The organism is Gemmatimonadaceae bacterium, assembly GCA_040882285.1.
Taxonomy (GTDB): Bacteria; Gemmatimonadota; Gemmatimonadetes; order Gemmatimonadales; family Gemmatimonadaceae; genus JACDCY01.
Genome location: JBBEBQ010000025.1, coordinates 43,338 through 60,732, shown reverse-complemented (window position 1 = coordinate 60,732; position 17,395 = coordinate 43,338). Strand labels below are relative to the sequence as shown.

Here is a 17,395-nt window from a genome sequence, read left to right as displayed (position 1 = left end):
TAGTCACTAATCACTAGTCACTTCCGGTAAGTGATCCTCCAAACCCGCCCGCTGACGTCATCCGTCACGAACAGCGCGCCGTCCGGTCCCTGCGCCACGCCGCTCGGCCTGTGCCGCGCGGTGCTCGGCTGCACGTCGGCCGGGACGAAGCCGGTGGCGAAAACTTCCCAGGCGCCGTTGCTGGTGTTGTTGGTGAACGGGACGAGCACGACGTTGTAGCCGCCCTGCGGGAGCGGCGCGCGGTTCCACGAGCCGTGGAACGCGATGAACGCGCCCCCGCGATACTTCGCCGGGAACATCGAGCCCGTGTAGAAAGTCAGCGCGTTCGGCGCCCAGTGCGCCGGCATCGCGGCCACGTTCCCCCTCTTCGTCGCGCACAAGCCGACCTGGCTGCCGTCGCCGCCGTATTCCGGAGCCAGCACGCGCACTCTCTTCTGGCCGTCCCAGTAGCAGTACGGCCAGCCGAAATCGTCCCCGCGCGTCACGCGCAGCAGCTCTTCCGCGGGCAGCTCCGCGTTCTGCTGCTCCGTGAAGTGCTCAGGCCAGTTGGAGGAGAGATTGTCGCGGCCGTGACTCGCCGCATACAGCGTGCCGTCGCCGGGGTTGATCGCCAGGCCGGTCGCGTTGCGGATCCCCGTCGCGAACCTCGCGCCGGGGCTGAACTCCTGGCCGAGCCTGTTCGCGGCGAACCGCCAGATCCCCGCGCGCCGCTCGAGCTCCGCGCACGGGCTCACTCCCGGCGACCCGCGCTGCCGATCCTGCACCTGGCACGCGTTCGTCGGCGAGCCGATGTTCACGTACAGCGACCCGTCGCTCGCGATCACGAAGTTTCGCGCGCGGTGTCCCGGCGTGTACGGCATCCCCTTCACCACCGTGTCCGGCGCTCCGGTCGGCGTCAGCGCGCCGGCGGGCTTGGGGTAGCGGACGATGGCGGTGCCGACGTCGGCGTACAGAAAGTCGCCGTGCAGCGCGATTCCGGTGTTCCCGGCCGATCCGAACCTTTGCCTGACGTCGGCGACGCCATCCCCGTTCGTGTCGCGCAGCGCCATGACCCCGGGCGGGATGCCCTCGACCGCCGAGTTCCGCCGCGCCTGCTGCAGCGCCACGAACACGTCGCCGTTCGGCGCGACCACGAGGTGCCGCGCCGCGCCGATGGAGTCGGCGAAGATCGTCGCGCAGAACCCGGCGGGCAACGTGAGCCCCGCGGTGCCGCACGCCGGCCCGAGCTGCATCGCCGCGCCCGATTGATCGGCGGCCGGGTTCTGCGCGGCGCAGCCGGCGGACGCGAGAATCGCCACGATGGCGGACACCCGGAATTCACTTCGCATGCAACACATGATGTATGAACCTCGATCTCGGTGTAGTTTCGGGACGAATGCGCGACATGAACCTTCGCTGGCCCATGCGCAATTCACCACCCCTGACCGCAAGGCGGACGCCATGAAACGCTTGTGTCGAAAGATAGCGCCCGTAATGGTGGTGATTGCCGCGACCGTGCCCGCTGCCGCGTGCGGCGCGGCGCGGCAGCAGATTCCGCCCGGGACGGACCGCGGCGCCCTGATAGTGCGCCTCGGCCCCGACACGCTGTTCGTCGAGCGATTCGAGCTCACTCCGGGCAGAATGTACGTGGAATCGGTCGTGCGCGCCCCGGCCGCCGCGTTCCGGACGATCGACGCCAAGCTGAACCCGGACGGGACGCTGTCGTCCATCGCCGTCGCGACCTTCGACCCGGCCAGCCCGCGCGCCGGCATCGCGCGGGACAGCGCCACCGTCACCTTCTCCGCCGACTCCACGATCTACAGCCTCGGCCTCGGCGCCGCCAAGCAATTCCTCAGGTTGCCTGATCGCGCGGACGTGGTGATCTCGCTGCCGGGGAACTTGTGGTTTCCTAACTACGTTCTGCTGGCCCTGCGGGCGCCACGCGTCGTGGGTGATTCAATCGTCGGCACGATGTCCATGCGGCTCGGCGCATATCCGCTGGTGGTGAAGCGGGTCGCGCGGGATACAGTCACGCTGTGGAGCCAGATCTCGGGGGTGATGCGCGTCATCCTCGGCCCGGACGGACGGCTTGCCGCACTCGACGGGACCGGCTCGTCGCTCGGCTACGTCGGAACCCGCATCGATTGGATCGACATCGACTCGGTGTCACGCGCGTTCGCCGCGCGGGAGCGCGCGGCGGGAGTGGTGGGCAGCCTGTCGGGGCGCGACACCGTGCTCGCCGAGCTGGCCGGCGCGCGGCTGACTATCGATTACGGACGTCCGACGAAGCGCGGTCGCACGATCTTCGGGAACGTCGTGCCCTGGAACACTGTCTGGCGCACCGGCGCCAATCTCGCCACCCATTTCACGACGAGCCGCGACCTTCAGTTCGGCGCGGCGGTCGTTCCGGCCGGCACGTACACGCTGCATACCATTCCGTCGCCGGACAGCTGGACGCTGCTCGTGAGCCGGCAAACCGGCCAGTGGGGAAGCAGCGCCGTCGACCCGGCAATGGTAATCGCGCGGATCCCGATGCGCGTGCGCGAATCGAGCGAAGTCGTGGAGACCTTCACCATCGCCCTCGTGCCTGAGGGAGGCGGAGGGCGCATCCGGCTGGCATGGGACAGGACTCTCGCGGAAGCGGGCTTCACGATTCGCTAAAAAAAAACGGCGCCACCGAGGCGCCGTTCTTTTCGCGGCAACCGGCGGGACGTCAGAACGACAGTCCGATGCCGAGCCGGCCGGTGATGGCCGCGACCTGCGCGTTCGGATACTTGTCCTTGCTCACGAACAGCCGCTTGGCGCCGAGGCCCGTGGCGATCGCCAGCCGCTCGCTCTTGCCGAGTAGCCAGTTGTAGCCGCCGATGAAGCCGATGGCGATGCCTTTCCCCTCCGACGGCTCGCCGACGACGTCCCGGTCGCGGCCCTGGTCGAGATAGCCGAGGCTGGCTCCGACAGAGAAGCCTCTGGGATTGATCTCGCCGGGATAGTAGCGGAAGGTGAAGTCGACGGACTTGTAATCGATGTCGTCATCCGTGAAGTAGGTCGCGCTGATGGCGCCCGTGGTACCGGTGCCGACGTTGATCTCGACGTCTCCGTTGAATCCGCCGAAGATGATCGCGAACGGATTGATCGTGGCGATGCCGGTGACGAGTCTCGCGCCGGCGGGCTGCTCGAAGCTGAGGCGCACGGGTGCGGGCTGTGTGTCCTGAGCGAGCAGCGCCGGGGCGGCGGCTGCGCTCGCCAGTAGGATCGCGAGCGGACGAAAAAAAGCTGTCATGTAGGTTCCTTGCGAGAGTGGAATTCGATGCGCCCAGTCCCAATACACCGGGGCACGAGGGTTGCTCCGCGCGGGCTAGAACTCGCGCTTCCGCATCTCCTTGAAGAATCGCTCGTGCTCCTGCCGCTCCTTGAGCGTCGCCTGGTCCGTGGGCTCGTCCTTGAGGTTCGGATCGTACTTCTTGCCGAATCCTTTCCGGCCCGACGTATTCGCCGCCTTGGCGGCGTTTTTTCTGGCGAGCGCTTCGATGGCTTTTTTATCCATGCGCTTAATACCGCCCGTAGGCAGGGAATGTGTCAACCGGAATATTGGGCATCGCGCTCGAAGCCTTCCCTCTCCATGACGCGCCCGTGAGGGCAATCGCGCGCTGTTTACTGCTTGCCGCGCCGTGGAGCACGGCTGGTCGGGTTCAGATCAGCCGCACTCGCTGAACCCGCACACGTGGCACTTCGCGCAACCCTCGGCGTACTCCAGCGACGAGCCACAGTCCGGGCACGTCCCGAACGACGCCTGATCGTGCGCCAGCTCGTCGAAAGCGTATTGCGACTGCGCGCCTTCCGACGATGCCAGCGGTGCCGTCACCGTTATCGGCGTGCCGAGCGGCGGCGTCATTCCCGAGGCGAGCAGATCCTGCTGCACCCCCTGCTTCTCGCGCAGCCACTCCTCGAGCGCGATGCCGATCGCGTCCGGAACCGACAGCACCTTGTTCGCGCCGATTCCGACCGCGCGATCCGAGCTGATCCCGCGGAGCTGGCGGTGCACCTCGCGCAGCGGAATCCCGGACCGGAGCGCGAGCGAGATCAATCTGCCCATCGCTTCCACGTCGGCCATCGCGGCGCCGCCCGCCTTCCCGAGGTTGATGAACACCTCGAACGGCTGGCCGCGGTCGTCCTCGGTGATGTGCACGAACATCGTGCCGAGCGGCGTCTCCTTGCGGATGGACGTGCCGCGCAGCTTGTCGGGGCGCGACCGCTTGGTGCGACGCTGGAGGTTCTCGGCCTCCGATTCGAACAGCGCAACCTTGAGCCGCTCGACCTCGGCGCTCAGCTCCGCGATCGTGCCGTGCAGGTCGCCCGTCGCGGCGCGGCTCGACTTGCCCGCCTCGCGCTCGGCCTTGGCCTTCTCCGTCGCGCCGGTGGACAGCACCTGGTTGTCGCGCGAGCCGTCCCGGTACACCGTGACGCCCTTGCACTTGAGCTCGTACGCCAGCTCGTAGATCGCGCGCACGTCGGCGGGAGTCGCGACGTGCGGGAAGTTCGTCGTCTTGGAGATGGCCGAGTCGCAGTGCTCCTGGAAGGCCGCCTGCATGCGCACGTGCCACTCCGGCGTGATGTCGTGCGCCGTGACGAACACGCTCTGCCACTTCTCCGGCACCTCATCGAAGTGGATGTGCCCTTCCCTGGCGATCTTCTCCATCAGCACGTCAGAATGCCAGCCCTCGCGCTTCGCGATGGCGAGGAAGTCCTCGTTCACGTCGGGCATCATCGCGCCGGCCTGGTTGCGCATGAACGCCACGGCGAACAGCGGCTCGATTCCCGACGAGCAGCCGGCGATGATGGAGATCGTTCCCGTCGGCGCGATCGTGTTGACGTTGCAATTGCGCAGGAGCTGCATCGGGCGGATGCGGGCGCCGCGCTCGTCGCGCTCGCTCGTCTCGTCCGGTCCCCAGATCGACCGCGCCCATTCGGGGAACGGACCGCGGTCGTTGGCCAGCCGCTCGCTCTCCCGCTTGGACTCGACGTCCACGAAATGCTGCAGCTTGCGGCCGAACTCGATCCCTTCCTCGGTGTTGTACGCGATGCCGAGTCGCACGAGCGCGTCCGCGAAGCCCATCACGCCGAAGCCGATGCGGCGGATGCGCTTGGACAGCGCGTCTATCTCCGGCAGCGGATACTTGTTGACGTCGATGATGTTGTCGAGGAAGTGCACGGAGAGGTGGATGTCCGAGCGCATCGCGTCCCAGTCCGTCTTCCCGTCGCGCACGTAGTAACCGACGTTGATCGAGCCCAGGTTGCACACGTCGTACGGCAGCAGCGGCTGCTCGCCGCACGGATTCGTCGCCTCGTACGGGCCGACGTGCGGCACCGGGTTGTACCGGTTCGCTTCGTCGATGAAGAAGCAGCCGGGCTCGCCCGTCCGCCAAGCGCCCTCGATCATCTTGTCCCACACCATGCGCGCGTCGAGCCGGTTGACGACGTCGCCGCTCGCCGGATCCACCAGATCGTATTCCGTTCCGGCCTTAACCGCGTCCATGAACTTGTCGGTGACCGCGACGGAGATGTTGAAGTTGGTGATCTGCGTCAGGTCTTCCTTGCAGTCGATGAACTGCAGAATGTCGGGATGATCGACGCGCAGAATTCCCATGTTCGCGCCACGCCGCGTGCCGCCCTGCTTCACCGCGTCCGTGGACGCGTCGTACAGCTTCATGAACGAGACGGGGCCGGAGGCAACGCCCGTCGTCGAGCGCACCATCGACCCGCTGCCGCGCAGCTTCGAGAAGGAGAAACCGGTTCCGCCGCCCGACTGGTGAATCAGCGCCATCGAGCGGAGCGTGTCGTAGATGCCGTTCTGCCCGTTGGACAGCGCGTCCTCGACGGGGAGCACGAAGCACGCGGAGAGTTGGCCCAGCGGCCGGCCCGCGTTCATCAGCGTCGGCGAGTTCGGCACGAACCGCCGGCGCGTCATGAGCCCGTAAAACTCCTCGGCCAGCGCGGTCATCGCCCCCTCACTGGCGCCGTAGCGCCTGTCGGCCTCGGCTACCGTAGTCGATACGCGCCAGAACATGTCCTCGGGCCGCTCGGTGGGCTTACCCGCGACGTCCTTGATGAGGTAGCGCTTTTCGATCACGGTCCGCGCGTTCTGATTCAGCTCCGCGGGCGCCGTAGGAGGGGTGAGTGCGACGGCCATCTTCTGAATTCTCCGCTCTCGGTAAGCTTACAACGCACCTTGCCGGGTCGCTCGGTACGAAAAGGACTCAAAGCCTTGTGCTGCAATCTTTTCGCGCCTGAAATCGACCACTTTTGCGCGGGGGGTCAACGTATCCGAGTACGTGTATCCGCGCCAGTTGAATTTAACCTGTTATGCCACAAAAGGTTACCCGCCGGGCATCACGAATGTCCGCGCGGGGTCAGGTTTTCAACGGTGGAGAGAGACTTCTCCGCACTGCCCTGCCTGCTCCGCGTCGCTCACCCCGGCTCGGCGGCGTAACACTAAATCTTTCAAAGCGTTACAGATCTTGGAGCGCCGGCTCCCCGCCCCATCGTCGGCGCGAGGCGGGGCGACGACGGCCGGCGGCGGCTCAGAAGACTTGCTCGGAAGCACGGTAGCGGATTGTGATGCTCCGAGCTCGCGGAAGAACTGCTCCAAACCCTCCACAATGCTGCGCGCGTGCGCGTCCTGATACTCCGCCGTCTTCATCGCGTGCTCCTGGTCCGGCAGCATCATGAACGCCGCCTCCGTCAGGACAGCCGGGAACCACGTCGGCCTCACCACCGCGAAGTTCGCGCGGCGCGTGCCGAGATCCCCGAGATGCATGTTCCGGATCATGGCCTCGTGCACGAGCTGCGACAGCCGCGCCGAGTGCGCGTGGAAGGAGTAAGTGCTCGTGCCGTTGTTCACGAACGGATTCACACCGTCGGGGAACGCGTTGTAGTGGATGGACACCAGCGCGTGCACGTTCGCGCGTCTCGCCATCGTCGGACGGAGATTCAGATCCACGGCCTGCTCCGGCTCCGTCTTGGTCAGCAGCACCTCCGCGCCACGCTCGATCAGCAGATCCCGCGCGCGCAGCGCGACCGGGACGACGGCCTCGCGCTCCGGCAGTCCGGTCGGGCCGGTCGCGCCGCCGGCTTGTCCTTCCAGCCCTGGATGTCCGGGGTCGATCGCGATCCGCAGGCCGCGCAGCGGCGCCGACGGGTCGATCACCGGCGGCCGTCTCACCTTGAGAACGAAGTTGCCATTCTCGAACAGGGGCTGATACGCGAACACGGGGCCCGACAGATCGAGGATGTATTCGGTCCGCCCCTGACCATGCGCGATGCTGATGCTTCGCAACAGCGGATCCTGGATGACCCGGCTTCCCTCCGTGCGCGGCGCGAACGGCGTCACGCCGAACAACGTGACGGTCAGCCGCGAGCTGTCGACCCGCACGTAGTAAGCGGGAGGCGCCAGCGCGGGCACTATCAGATCCACCGACTCGGCGTATGGGATTATCGTGTCGCGGCCGATCGCCTGCGGCGGCTCGTACCCGGCCGGCTGCTCCTGGATCTGGCTGTTGGCGACGCGGAACCTCACTGACGATTCCAGCTCCACCACGGTCTCGTTGCCGACCGTCCCTTGCGTGCGCACGACCGTCCCGGGGAACAGGAAGTAGCGCACGATGTTGGGATCCGGCGACGGCTGGCCGGTGACCACGCGGTCGGTATCGTTCGACACGGTCGTCGGCCCCACCAAAATGCCGTACCGCACGGCCGTATCGACTGGCTGCGGTTGAGCGGGCGTCACCGGAGTCGTCGTGTCCGGCGGAGGAAGCAGCCGGATGGGATGCGACAGTCGCGAGGTATCGCGGCCGAGCACCGCGACGATGTCGTACCGCGACATGTCGCGGGAAGGCACGGGGAGGAACGCCAGGTACGCTCCGTTGGGCCAAACAGGCACGGGCTCGCCGTTGATGAAGAGCGCCGCGTTGCCGTTACCGATCGAGCCGAAGATGAAGTTCGAGTCGCGGGATGCGACGACGGAGTTCGGCGTCGGATAAACCACCTTGATCTCCATGGGCCCGGTCACGAGGGGGATCGGAGGAAGGCTCGGGTTTACGGGCGCCGGAGGGCGGCCGGGCATGGGACCAGGAACCGGAACGCGGGAGGCGGGCGCGCATGCCGCCGCAAGTGCGAGCAGCGGCAGAACTCTCAGTCTGAGCATAGCTTGCCTTGGAACGGAATGGTCGGCCTGGTTTAGCTCAGACTGGGGTAAGCAAATATCCGGCCTCTGGAGGGGTCAAATGGAGCGCGCCATGCTTGGGCAGACGAAACGACTTTTTATCGCGGCCGCGGCTGCCGCGCTCGCGGGCTGTACGGGCTCTGGAAGCCCGGAGAACGATTTACCCGACTCCGCGGCGCTCACTGTGCCGGGAGAGCCCGCTGCGGCTTCTCAGCCCGTCCCGGCGGAGTCCGTGACTGCGGCCGGCTCGACGCCGCCAGCTCGGCAGACGCCTGCTCAGTCCGAGCCGGTGCTCAAGCAGCCCCCTCCGCCCCGGGATACGCGGCCGTCGATTCCGTGGCCGCCGGACTCTATCCAGTTGCGGCGGGACACGACTTAACTACGCAGCACGCTGCGCAGTTGCCGCACGCAGCACGCAGCGCCGTTCCCTATCTCGCCACCGAGCTCGCGCCCGACCGCCGGAGCCAGAGCAGCCCCACCACCGTCATCACCAGCATCGCCACCAGCGTCGTCCAGCGGTACAGCAGGAGCGCGCCCGTGGCGAACATCAAACCGAACAGGATCATTACGCCGGCGCCAACGCGCTGGATGTCGGCGGCCAGGTTCTGCACCGGTGCCTCGCCCGTGCGCTCGCGCTGCCGCTTCCAGCCCGGTCCGCCGGGACGCACACGGCGGTAAAACGCGTCCAGCTTCTCGTCGCTCTCCGGTTTCGTGGCGAGCATGATCGGCACCCACACCAGCAGCGTGACGCCGGCCGTCACGAACAGGCGCATGCCGAAATCCGCGATCTTCAGCGTGTAAATCGGGTTGTCCACCGACGTGAGGAACCCGACGATGAATCCCGCCAGCATCGCCGACAGCTCGGCCCAGGCGTTGATGCGCCACCAGTACCAGCGGAGAATGAGCACGAGCCCGGGGCCCGTGCCCACGGCGAGAATCAGGCGATACACGGTCGCGATGCTGTCCGCCTGAAACGCGGCGAATCCGGCGATCGCCGTCACGATCGCGGACGACACGCGGGCGGCGAACACGAGCTCCTTCTGCGTCGCCTCGGGACGGATGAACCGGCCGTACAGATCGTTCGTCATGTACGACGCGCTCCAGTTGATCAGCGTCGACATCGTGCTCATGAACGCCGCGAGCAGCGAGGCGACCACGAGCCCGAGCAATCCCGCCGGCAGGAAGTCGAGCATCAGCCGCGGGTAGCCGAGCTCACGGTCTTCCAGGTCCGGGTACACGACCAGCGCGACGAGCGCGACGATGATCCACGGCCACGTGCGTACCACGTAGTGCATGATGTTGAAGAACCACGCGGCCTTCTCCGCGTCGCGCTCATTGGGAACGGAGGACAGCCGCTGGATGAACTCCCCACCGCCGTCCGACCGGCGGAACGCCCACCACAGCACGGTCACGTACGCGAAGAAGGTGCTCGCCGTGATCCCCGCCGTCTTGGAGAAGCTGATCAACCCGTCCCGGCTGAACTCGAATGGCGTGAACGCGAGCGCGTCGAACTCGGTGATCCGCTGGGCTTCCGAGACCATCTCGCCGAGCCCGCCGACGTGGTTCACGGCGGCGACCGCGACGATGATCGCGCCGATTAGCGCGAGGAAGAACTGGAAGAAGTCCGTCGCCACGACGCCCCACAGCCCGGCCGCGCTGGCGTAGAACAGCACGATCACGCTGATCCCGATTATCGACCACAGCTTGGTGGCGTCGCCCGCATCGATCCCGAGCCCTGGGAAGATCTGCAGCGCGTCTACGACCTTGACCATCGCCAGCATCGCGTAGCCCGCTCCGATCGAGCCGATCACGACGGCGAACAAAAAACCCTTCACGGCCCGCAACGTCGCGGCGGGACGGCCGCCGTACCGCAGCTCCGTCAGCTCGTTGTCGGTCACGATCTCCGCGCGTCGCCAGAGACGCGCGAACATGTAGATCATGATGACGTGCGCGAGCCCGTACGACCACCATTCCCAGTTGCCGGCGATGCCGCGCGTCCCGACCACGCCGGCCACGTACAGCGGGGTGTCGATGGAGAAAGTCGTGGCAGCCATCGACGTCCCGGCGAGCCACCACTTTACGTTCCGCCCGCCGACGAAGAAGTCGGCCATGCTGCCCGACGCTTTCCGCGCGAGGACCACGCCGAGCGCGAGCGTCAGCACCATGTAGCCGATCACTATGAGCCAGTCAACGCCGCGCACAGTCCTCCTCCGTCAGTTCATTTCCGGCTTCTGGTCAGCCAGCGCGCAGCCGCGCGCTGCATGGCGGACTCTCCGCCCCATGCGCAGACGACGGGCACGGCGGCTTCGATGGACGCCGCGAGTCTGGGATGACTGAACTGCACGATCACGATTTCCTGCTCGCGGTCGCGGGCGCGGGCGACGGCGGCGCGAACGGCGTCGAGCGATGCCGCGGAATAACCCGGCCGGCCCTTCCACGACCGGATGTCGCCGAACAGCGCGATGACCGCCGTGGCGTCGTCGCCGGTGCTTCCTTCCGCTTCGCGCACCGCGGCGCCGCGCGCCTTAAGCTCCGACGAGAACGGCTCGCGGGAGGGCGGCGGATACGGCCCCCCGACGTCGTCGTCCACCACGGTCAGCTCCACGGCGGTCAGCGGGCCCGGCAGCGCGCCGCGCACCCCGTGGATCACCCGCTGCGCCAGCTCCTCGGCCCACGCGCGGTCCTCGCCCAGTTTCGAGACGTCGGACGGCCCCTGCCACGCGTCGCGCGCGTGTGCCGTCCTGCGCTCCGCCGATGCGCGTATCCGCCCGACCTCCAGCTCGCCGTCGTCGAGCGCGCGCTGCACCGCCTCGGCCACCGCGTCGAGGTCGGTTGGGTACAGCAGCAAATCGCACCCGGCGCGGAGCGCGCGAACTGCGGCTATCGCTTCACCCTCTCCGAGCACGCCCTCCATGATCATCGCGTCGGTGACGACGAGACCCTCGTAGCCGAGCTCGCCGCGAAGGATGTCGCCGAGTATTCGCGGCGACAGAGTGGCCGGAGCGCCTGAAGGATCCAGCGCGGGATACGAGATATGGGCCGACATCACGCTCGCCACTCCCGCCGCGATCGCGGAGCGGAACGGCGCGAGGTCGGTGGCGCGCAGCTCCTCCGCGTCCAGGGTCACGGTAGGCAGCGTCGCGTGCGAGTCGGCGGTGGTGCGGCCGTGTCCGGGAAAGTGCTTGGCGCACGCCAGCACGCCCTCCTTCTGACACGACTCGATCCACACTGCCACGTCCCGCGCGACTCTCCGCACGTCGCCGCCGAACGCGCGCGTTCCGATGATCGGATTGTCGGGCTCGAGGTCGACGTCGGCGACGGGGGCGTAGATCCAGTTGACCCCCAGCGCGCGCGCTTCCCGCGCGCTGATGGCGGCTGCGCGGCGAATGGCGTCCACGTCGTCGAGAGAGCCGATGGCCGCGAGCGGCGGCAATCCCGTAGCGCCCTGGAACTGCTGCCCGGCGCCGCGCTCGAGATCCGAGCCGATGAGCAGCGGAATTCTCGACCGCTCCCGCAGCTCGCTGGTCAGCTTGGCGACTTCCTCGGCCTCGCCGCCGAACAGCGCGAATCCCCCGACGGCCAGCTCCAGCGCGTGCTCGATCACCGCCCGCTCCCTGTCGTACCCGGCGTCGGCGTCCCACCGGATAGCCGGGAGCAGCAGCTCGCGCGCGTCGCTCATGCGGGCGTGAGCTTGCCCAGGATGCGCCGGCCTCGGGCTCCTGTGGCGGTCGGAACGTTCGCCGGGATCCGCATGAGGTGGAGATACCCAAGCAACGCGAATGCCACGGCCTCCTTTGCTTCCCCGTCGAAGTACGCCTTGTTGAAATCGGTCACACGCAGCGGCGCCACGGCGGACGTTATCGCGGCCACCAGCGTCGGGTTCTTCGCCCCCCCGCCCGAGACGAGCACCTCCTCGACCGGCTCGGGCATGAACCGGCGATACGAATCGGCCACGCTGCGCGCGGTCAGCGCCACCGCGGTCGCGACGACGTCCTCGTCACTCGCGCCCGCCGCGCGGCAATCCTCGATCAGCTGCTCGATGTACGGAATGCTGAACAGCTCGCGCCCGGTGGATTTCGGGGGCGGGGCGCTGAAATACGGGTCCTGGAGCAGGCGGGTCACGATCGAGTCCACCGGCTTGCCCCGCGCGGCGATCGCGCCATCGCGATCGAACGGCAGCTCCGGGAACAGCTTGCGCACGACGCCGTCTATCACCGCGCAGCCCGGCCCCGTGTCGAATGCGCGCACGCCGGTCAGCTCACCGCCGGGAGGAACGACCGTGACGTTGCCGATTCCGCCCAGGTTCTGCAGCGCGCGCCAGCCGGTGTCGGAGGAGAACAGCAGCGCGTCGGCTATCGGCACCAGCGGCGCGCCCTGCCCCGCCGCCGCGACGTCGCGCACCCGGAAGTCGCTGATCACGTCCAGGCCCGTCCGCTCCGCGATCACCGACGATTCGCCGAACTGCCACGTGGAATGTCCGGGCTCGTGCCACACGGTCTGGCCATGCGACGCGATGCCCGCGATGTCCGCGCGCGCGATGCCGGCCTCCGCTATCGCCGTCACGGCCGCCGCGGCCAGCCACTCGCCCAGCTCGAAGTTCAGCCTGCAGTACTCCGCGGGATTCGTCCCGTGCAGAGCGGCGCCGAGCCGTTGCCGCTGCTCGGGCGAATACGGGGTGGAAGTGAAGGCCAGCAGATCCGACTCGATTCGCGAGGCGGGCCCTTCCGAGAACCGCACGACGGCCGCCGAGATCCCGTCCAGCGACGTGCCGGACATGAGGCCGACGAGCACGAGCGGACGGCGTTCCGGCATCAGCCGACCGGTGGCGGCGGACCGGGCACCACTTTTCGGATGACCCCGCCGACCTGCTCCAGCGCCCGCTCCGCGTCCGGGCGCGATACGCCGAGCTTGTGCATGACGATCGCCAGCTTCACGCTGCCGCCCGCCGCGTTCAGGATCTCGCGCGCGGCCTCGCGCGTGACGACGCACACTTCCATCACGATCCGCTCGCTCCGGTCGCGCAGCTTGTCGTTGGTCGCGCGCAGATCCACCATGAGGTTTCCGAAAGTCTTGCCGAGCCGGATCATCGCGCCGGTGGTGATCGTGTTCAGCACCAGCTTGGTCGCCGTCCCCGCCTTCATGCGCGTCGACCCGGTCACCACCTCCGGTCCGACGATCGGCAGGATCACCACATCCACCGCCTCGGTGAAATCGCCAGGAATGTTGGAGCACGACAGAATGCCGGTCTTCGCGCCGCGCTCGCGCGCGCGCACCAGCGCGGCCCGCACGTACGGCGTGGTCCCCGACGCCGCGATGCCGAGCACGAAGTCGTTCGGCCCCACCGCGCGCGCATCTATCTCCTTCGCTCCGTTCCCGACGACGTCCTCGGCGCCTTCCTGCGATCTCGTCAAGGCGGGCGGGCCGCCCGCGATGATGCCCTGGACCAGCTCGGGTGGCGCGCCGAAAGTGGGCGGGATCTCGCTGGCGTCGAGCACGCCGAGGCGGCCGGAGGTGCCCGCGCCCACGTAGATGAGGCGGCCGCCCGCGCGGAAGGACTGCTCGGCGATCTCGATGGCCCGCGCGATCGCTTCCCGCTGGCCGGCGACGGCGTCGGGAACGGATCGGTCTTCGGCGTTTATTAGATCGACGATCTCCAACGGACCGGCGAGATCTATCTCCGCGGTACGCGGATTACGCCGCTCGGTTTCGCGCGGATCAAGGCTCACTATGCGGTGAGCGTCAGCCGTCGCGCAATGATGCAGTGCGCTGCACGGGAGTAACTTACCGGGCGCGATTCCACGCCTGCAAGAATAACGGGAGTGTTCATGAATAGGGTCATTGCACTTGGTTTGGTTGCGCTGGTCGGCCTCGCCGGCAGCGCCGATGCGCAAATCCGTCGCCAGCAGCCCGCGCCGGGGCCGCCGGCCAACTGGATCTCGGTCGGGATCGGCGCTTTCTCCGCGAACAGCGTGAGCGACGGCGACTCCCAGACCACCTGGGATTTCGGCAACGCCACGTCGCCGCTGTACCGCGCGTCGCTGGAGAAGGCTTTCTCCAACGGCATGGCCGTGGGTCTTGCAGGGACATACGTCAGAGCGCCCATCATATACTTCGCCAACTTTACGGTTGATCCCAATCCCGAAAATCCCGCGCCGTTTTGCGGACGTTGCGACGCGGAGGTCGACGTGTACTCTCTCGGCGTGAACTTCGAGGCCGGCAGCGGGATGGGCCTTCATCAGGTGTACGGCGGCAGCATCGGCGTCACGCGGTACGCCAACTTCGAGCGCACGAGCGACGGCGTCGAGCTTCGCCCGACGGACGCGGTCAATGCGCTCTCGGGAACTTTCAGCTACGGCTTCGGCTACGCCTTCTCGCCGCGCACCTCGGTCGTCGGCGTATACGACATCGGCCTCGTGTACCACAGCCGCGACGGGCTCTCCAGCGATCAGCGGAACACGCTCGTGCCGCGGACTTTCCGCATCAGCCTGCGGCAGGGATTCGGCACGCGCTCGCGCACCGGCGTGAGACGCAGGCGCTGACGCCACGGGCCTGCTTCCGGGTGCCATGCTGAGGCAGAGGGTTGTAGGTGGTATGCGCGGGGCGCGACGGATGCTCGTCGCTTCCTGCGTTTTTTTTGCGGTCGGATGCCACGGACTTCCCCGCGGGAGCGCCGCGGGCAGCGGAGACTTCGAGCCCGGCTGGAATCTCGGCGCGAGTGCCACCGCGGCATTCGGCCAACACGGCATGGTCGCGAGCAACGACTCGCTGGCTACCGCCGTCGGAGTGGAGATCCTGCGGCGCGGCGGGAACGCCGTGGACGCCGCGGTCGCGGTCGCCTCCGCACTGGCGGTGACACACCCCGAGGCCGGCAACATCGGCGGCGGCGGGTTCATGCTCGTCCGGCTGGCGGACGGCAGCACGGCTGCGCTCGATTTTCGCGAGCGCGCGCCGGCGGCGGCCACGCGCGCCATGTTCTCCCAGCCGGGAGTGCCCCCGGGCGCGAGCACCCGCAGTCATCTCGCTTCAGGTGTTCCGAGTGCCGTCGCGGGAATGCTCGCGGCGCTGGAGCGGTTCGGGTCGGTGAGCCGGGAGCAAGCGATCGCGCCGGCGATAGCGCTCGCGCGTAACGGCTTCATCGTGGACACCACGTTCAGCCGTACGATCGCCGGGCAGCGCGCGCGGATCGCGCCGCACGCCGGCGCCGCGGCGTTTTACCGGGGACCGATCGCGGAGCTGATCGTCGCGGAGATGCGCCGGGGAGGCGGGCTCATCACGGCCGAAAATCTTGCGACCTACCGTGAGCGCTGGCGCGCACCGCTGGAGACTACCTACCGCGGACATACCGTGATCGGCATGCCGCCGCCGGCCTCGGGTGGAATCGCGGTCGCGGCGTCGCTCAACATCCTCGAGGCGTTCGGCGACCTGCCGCCCTTCGGGACGGCGCAGCGCGCGCACCTGCTGCTCGCGGCATTTCAGCGGGCCTTCATCGACCGGAACGAGCTGATCGGCGACCCGGACGCCGCGCCGATCCCCACCGAGCTGCTGACCAGCAAGGCATACGCCCGGCGGCTCGCGCGCACGATTGATCCTGCCCGGGCAACGACCACGCGCGCGGCCCGTGCCGCGGTGCGCGAGGGCAACGAGACTACACACATCGCGGTCGCCGACAGCTTCGGCAACGTCGTCTCGCTGACGACGACGATCAACGACATCTACGGCTCCGGCGTGTTCGTCGAGGGCGCGGGCTTCTTTCTCAACGACGAGATGGACGACTTCGCTGCCCGCCCCGGCGCCGTGAACGCGGACGGGATCATGGCCGCGGAAGCCAACGCGATAGCGCCCGGGAAGGTGATGATGAGCTCGATGGCTCCCACCATCGTGCTCGACCCCGACGGCCGCGTGCTGCTGGTAATCGGATCGCGCGGGGGCCCGCGCATCATCACCAGCGTGGTGCAGCTCATCGTGAACGTGGTGGATCACCGGATGAGGCTGCTCGACGCCATGCGCGCGCCGCGCGTGCATCACGTCGTGAGTCCCGACTCCGTCTGGTTCGAGCGGGGGTTCGCGCCGGCCGTGCTCGACTCACTCGGCGCCATGGGCTACAAGCTGAAGCCGATTCGCACCGACACGCTGCCCTACATCGGCCGTGTGATCGCCGTGGCGCGCCGTGGCAACGGCTGGGAAGGAGTGGTGGACCCGCGCTATTCAGGGAGCGCGGCGGGACACTGAAAAGCGGTGACTGGTGACTAGTGGCTAGTGACTAGTTACTGCAACAAACAGAAAGCAGTTACTAGTCACTAGTCACTAATCACTAGTCACGTTGTTACGTATGCACTTGCACCGAGTTGTTCAGCGAGACCGTGATCGCGCCGCCGGTGGGAATGCACCCTTCATAGTTCGCCGTCGCGACCGCCGCACCGGCGCCCACCGCGGCACCGGCCGCCGCGCCGGTCACCGTCCCCCGCGTGTCGCGGCCCAGTATCTGGCCCGCGATCGCGCCGATGGCGGCGCCCGTCGCGACCTTCTTCACGTCGTCACGGGTGGTGCTGCTGCGAACCCGGTCGACCTGCGCGGAGCTCGTCGTGCCGCTGACCGCGTACGTCCGCCCACCGAAGCTGATCGAGCGGATCGCCACGCCTACCACTATCGGATCATTCACGTTGTCGCTGCGGTGGAGCGAGGTGATCTCGACCGTCGCTGTCGCCCCGGCGGGGATTACGGCCCCGTTGCTCCCAGTCACGCTCTGCCGGACCGTGGCGGTGAATCTGTCGCCAACCTTGTGCGTATTGGTGCAGACCCGCGTGCTCGAGCTGAGGCTCACGGTGGAGCCCGCGGCGATGGTTCCCATCGACCGCTCGGCGGTGCCCGTTCCGGCCGTGGAGACGTTGCCGCTGCTGGTGGTCCGGGGAGCCGTGCTGGTCGTCGTGGGCCTCGGAGTCGTGCGAGTCGTCGTGCGCGGCTGTGTCGTCGTGGTTCGCGGCGCGGGTGCGGCAGGGGCCGGCTCGGCCGCGGACGGGACGTCCGTCAACGCCGGCTGCACGCCCGTGTCTACGTTCGCAAGCTCGAGGTCACGATTGAGAGTCGTGTCTGTCGCCAGCGTGTCGTCCCTGCTGTCGTCGCCGCATGCGGCGACCACGAAGGTCAGGGAAAGCGCCGCAAACAGGCGGGTATATTTCAACATCTGTCTCCTCCGAGACT

13 protein-coding genes are annotated in these 17,395 nt (G+C 67.8%); 3 read left to right on the top strand and 10 right to left on the bottom strand.

Going from position 1 to position 17,395, the window contains the following annotated elements:
- Positions 1-17 precede the first annotated feature (17 nt).
- A complete protein-coding gene (locus tag WEA80_12280) occupies positions 18-1,328 on the bottom strand; it encodes a PQQ-dependent sugar dehydrogenase (protein MEX1187359.1) in 1,311 nt (436 codons plus the stop codon).
- Between the two features lie 112 nt (positions 1,329-1,440).
- Here WEA80_12280 and WEA80_12275 point away from each other — a divergent pair, with 112 nt between their 5' ends.
- The gene (locus tag WEA80_12275) at positions 1,441-2,640 is read left to right on the top strand and encodes a DUF2911 domain-containing protein (GenBank protein ID MEX1187358.1); all 1,200 of its coding nucleotides are present in this window, start codon (positions 1,441-1,443) and stop codon (positions 2,638-2,640) included.
- 52 nt (positions 2,641-2,692) lie between these two features.
- Here the strand turns inward: WEA80_12275 and WEA80_12270 are convergent, their stop codons facing one another.
- From WEA80_12270 to murQ, 8 genes are all read right to left on the bottom strand, one after another.
- A complete protein-coding gene (locus WEA80_12270; GenBank protein ID MEX1187357.1) occupies positions 2,693-3,259 on the bottom strand; it encodes a DUF3575 domain-containing protein in 567 nt (188 codons plus the stop codon).
- A 75-nt stretch (positions 3,260-3,334) separates the two neighbouring features.
- Positions 3,335-3,523 (bottom strand): hypothetical protein, encoded by a 189-nt coding sequence (locus WEA80_12265; protein ID MEX1187356.1) that lies wholly within the window; start codon positions 3,521-3,523, stop codon positions 3,335-3,337.
- 150 nt (positions 3,524-3,673) lie between these two features.
- Positions 3,674-6,166, bottom strand: coding sequence for a vitamin B12-dependent ribonucleotide reductase (locus WEA80_12260; protein MEX1187355.1), 2,493 nt, complete (start codon positions 6,164-6,166; stop codon positions 3,674-3,676).
- A gap of 228 nt (positions 6,167-6,394) precedes the next feature.
- Complete coding sequence (locus WEA80_12255) at positions 6,395-8,179, bottom strand: N-acetylmuramoyl-L-alanine amidase (GenBank protein MEX1187354.1); 1,785 nt, start codon at positions 8,177-8,179, stop codon at positions 6,395-6,397.
- A gap of 446 nt (positions 8,180-8,625) precedes the next feature.
- Positions 8,626-10,398 (bottom strand): sodium:solute symporter family protein, encoded by a 1,773-nt coding sequence (locus WEA80_12250; protein MEX1187353.1) that lies wholly within the window; start codon positions 10,396-10,398, stop codon positions 8,626-8,628.
- Between the two features lie 17 nt (positions 10,399-10,415).
- Entirely contained in the window at positions 10,416-11,876 is a 1,461-nt protein-coding gene (locus WEA80_12245) for a glycoside hydrolase family 3 N-terminal domain-containing protein (protein MEX1187352.1), read from the bottom strand.
- Positions 11,873-13,009, bottom strand: a complete 1,137-nt coding sequence (locus WEA80_12240; GenBank protein ID MEX1187351.1) for an anhydro-N-acetylmuramic acid kinase — start codon at positions 13,007-13,009, stop codon at positions 11,873-11,875. Before WEA80_12240 ends, WEA80_12245 begins: the two co-directional genes overlap by 4 nt.
- Positions 13,009-13,923 carry an N-acetylmuramic acid 6-phosphate etherase gene (gene murQ / locus WEA80_12235; protein MEX1187350.1) on the bottom strand — a complete coding sequence of 305 codons (915 nt, stop codon included), beginning with the start codon at positions 13,921-13,923 and terminating at the stop codon, positions 13,009-13,011. The genes WEA80_12240 and murQ overlap by 1 nt, the downstream gene beginning before the upstream one ends.
- A gap of 99 nt (positions 13,924-14,022) precedes the next feature.
- On the opposite strand from murQ, the gene WEA80_12230 reads away from it, so the two are divergent.
- Complete coding sequence (locus WEA80_12230) at positions 14,023-14,736, top strand: hypothetical protein (GenBank protein ID MEX1187349.1); 714 nt, start codon at positions 14,023-14,025, stop codon at positions 14,734-14,736.
- 70 nt (positions 14,737-14,806) lie between these two features.
- Entirely contained in the window at positions 14,807-16,426 is a 1,620-nt protein-coding gene (locus tag WEA80_12225; GenBank protein ID MEX1187348.1) for a gamma-glutamyltransferase family protein, read from the top strand.
- Positions 16,427-16,520: 94 nt separating this feature from the next.
- Here WEA80_12225 and WEA80_12220 read toward each other — a convergent pair whose 3' ends face one another.
- Positions 16,521-17,375 (bottom strand): hypothetical protein, encoded by an 855-nt coding sequence (locus WEA80_12220; protein ID MEX1187347.1) that lies wholly within the window; start codon positions 17,373-17,375, stop codon positions 16,521-16,523.
- Positions 17,376-17,395: the final 20 nt, after the last annotated feature.

Excerpts from the sequence above, each read along its gene's own strand:
- WEA80_12270 (MEX1187357.1), bottom strand. The coding sequence starts at position 3,259 with ATGACAGCTTTTTTTCGTCCGCTCGCGATCCTACTGGCGAGCGCAGCC.
- WEA80_12265 (MEX1187356.1), bottom strand. The coding sequence starts at position 3,523 with ATGGATAAAAAAGCCATCGAAGCGCTCGCCAGAAAAAACGCCGCCAAG.
- WEA80_12255 (MEX1187354.1), bottom strand. The coding sequence starts at position 8,179 with ATGCTCAGACTGAGAGTTCTGCCGCTGCTCGCACTTGCGGCGGCATGC.
- WEA80_12260 (MEX1187355.1), bottom strand. The coding sequence starts at position 6,166 with ATGGCCGTCGCACTCACCCCTCCTACGGCGCCCGCGGAGCTGAATCAG.
- WEA80_12225 (MEX1187348.1), top strand. The coding sequence starts at position 14,807 with ATGCTCGTCGCTTCCTGCGTTTTTTTTGCGGTCGGATGCCACGGACTT.
- WEA80_12240 (MEX1187351.1), bottom strand. The coding sequence starts at position 13,009 with ATGCCGGAACGCCGTCCGCTCGTGCTCGTCGGCCTCATGTCCGGCACG.
- WEA80_12230 (MEX1187349.1), top strand. The coding sequence starts at position 14,023 with ATGAATAGGGTCATTGCACTTGGTTTGGTTGCGCTGGTCGGCCTCGCC.
- WEA80_12275 (MEX1187358.1), top strand. The coding sequence starts at position 1,441 with ATGAAACGCTTGTGTCGAAAGATAGCGCCCGTAATGGTGGTGATTGCC.
- WEA80_12280 (MEX1187359.1), bottom strand. The coding sequence starts at position 1,328 with ATGCGAAGTGAATTCCGGGTGTCCGCCATCGTGGCGATTCTCGCGTCC.
- WEA80_12245 (MEX1187352.1), bottom strand. The coding sequence starts at position 11,876 with ATGAGCGACGCGCGCGAGCTGCTGCTCCCGGCTATCCGGTGGGACGCC.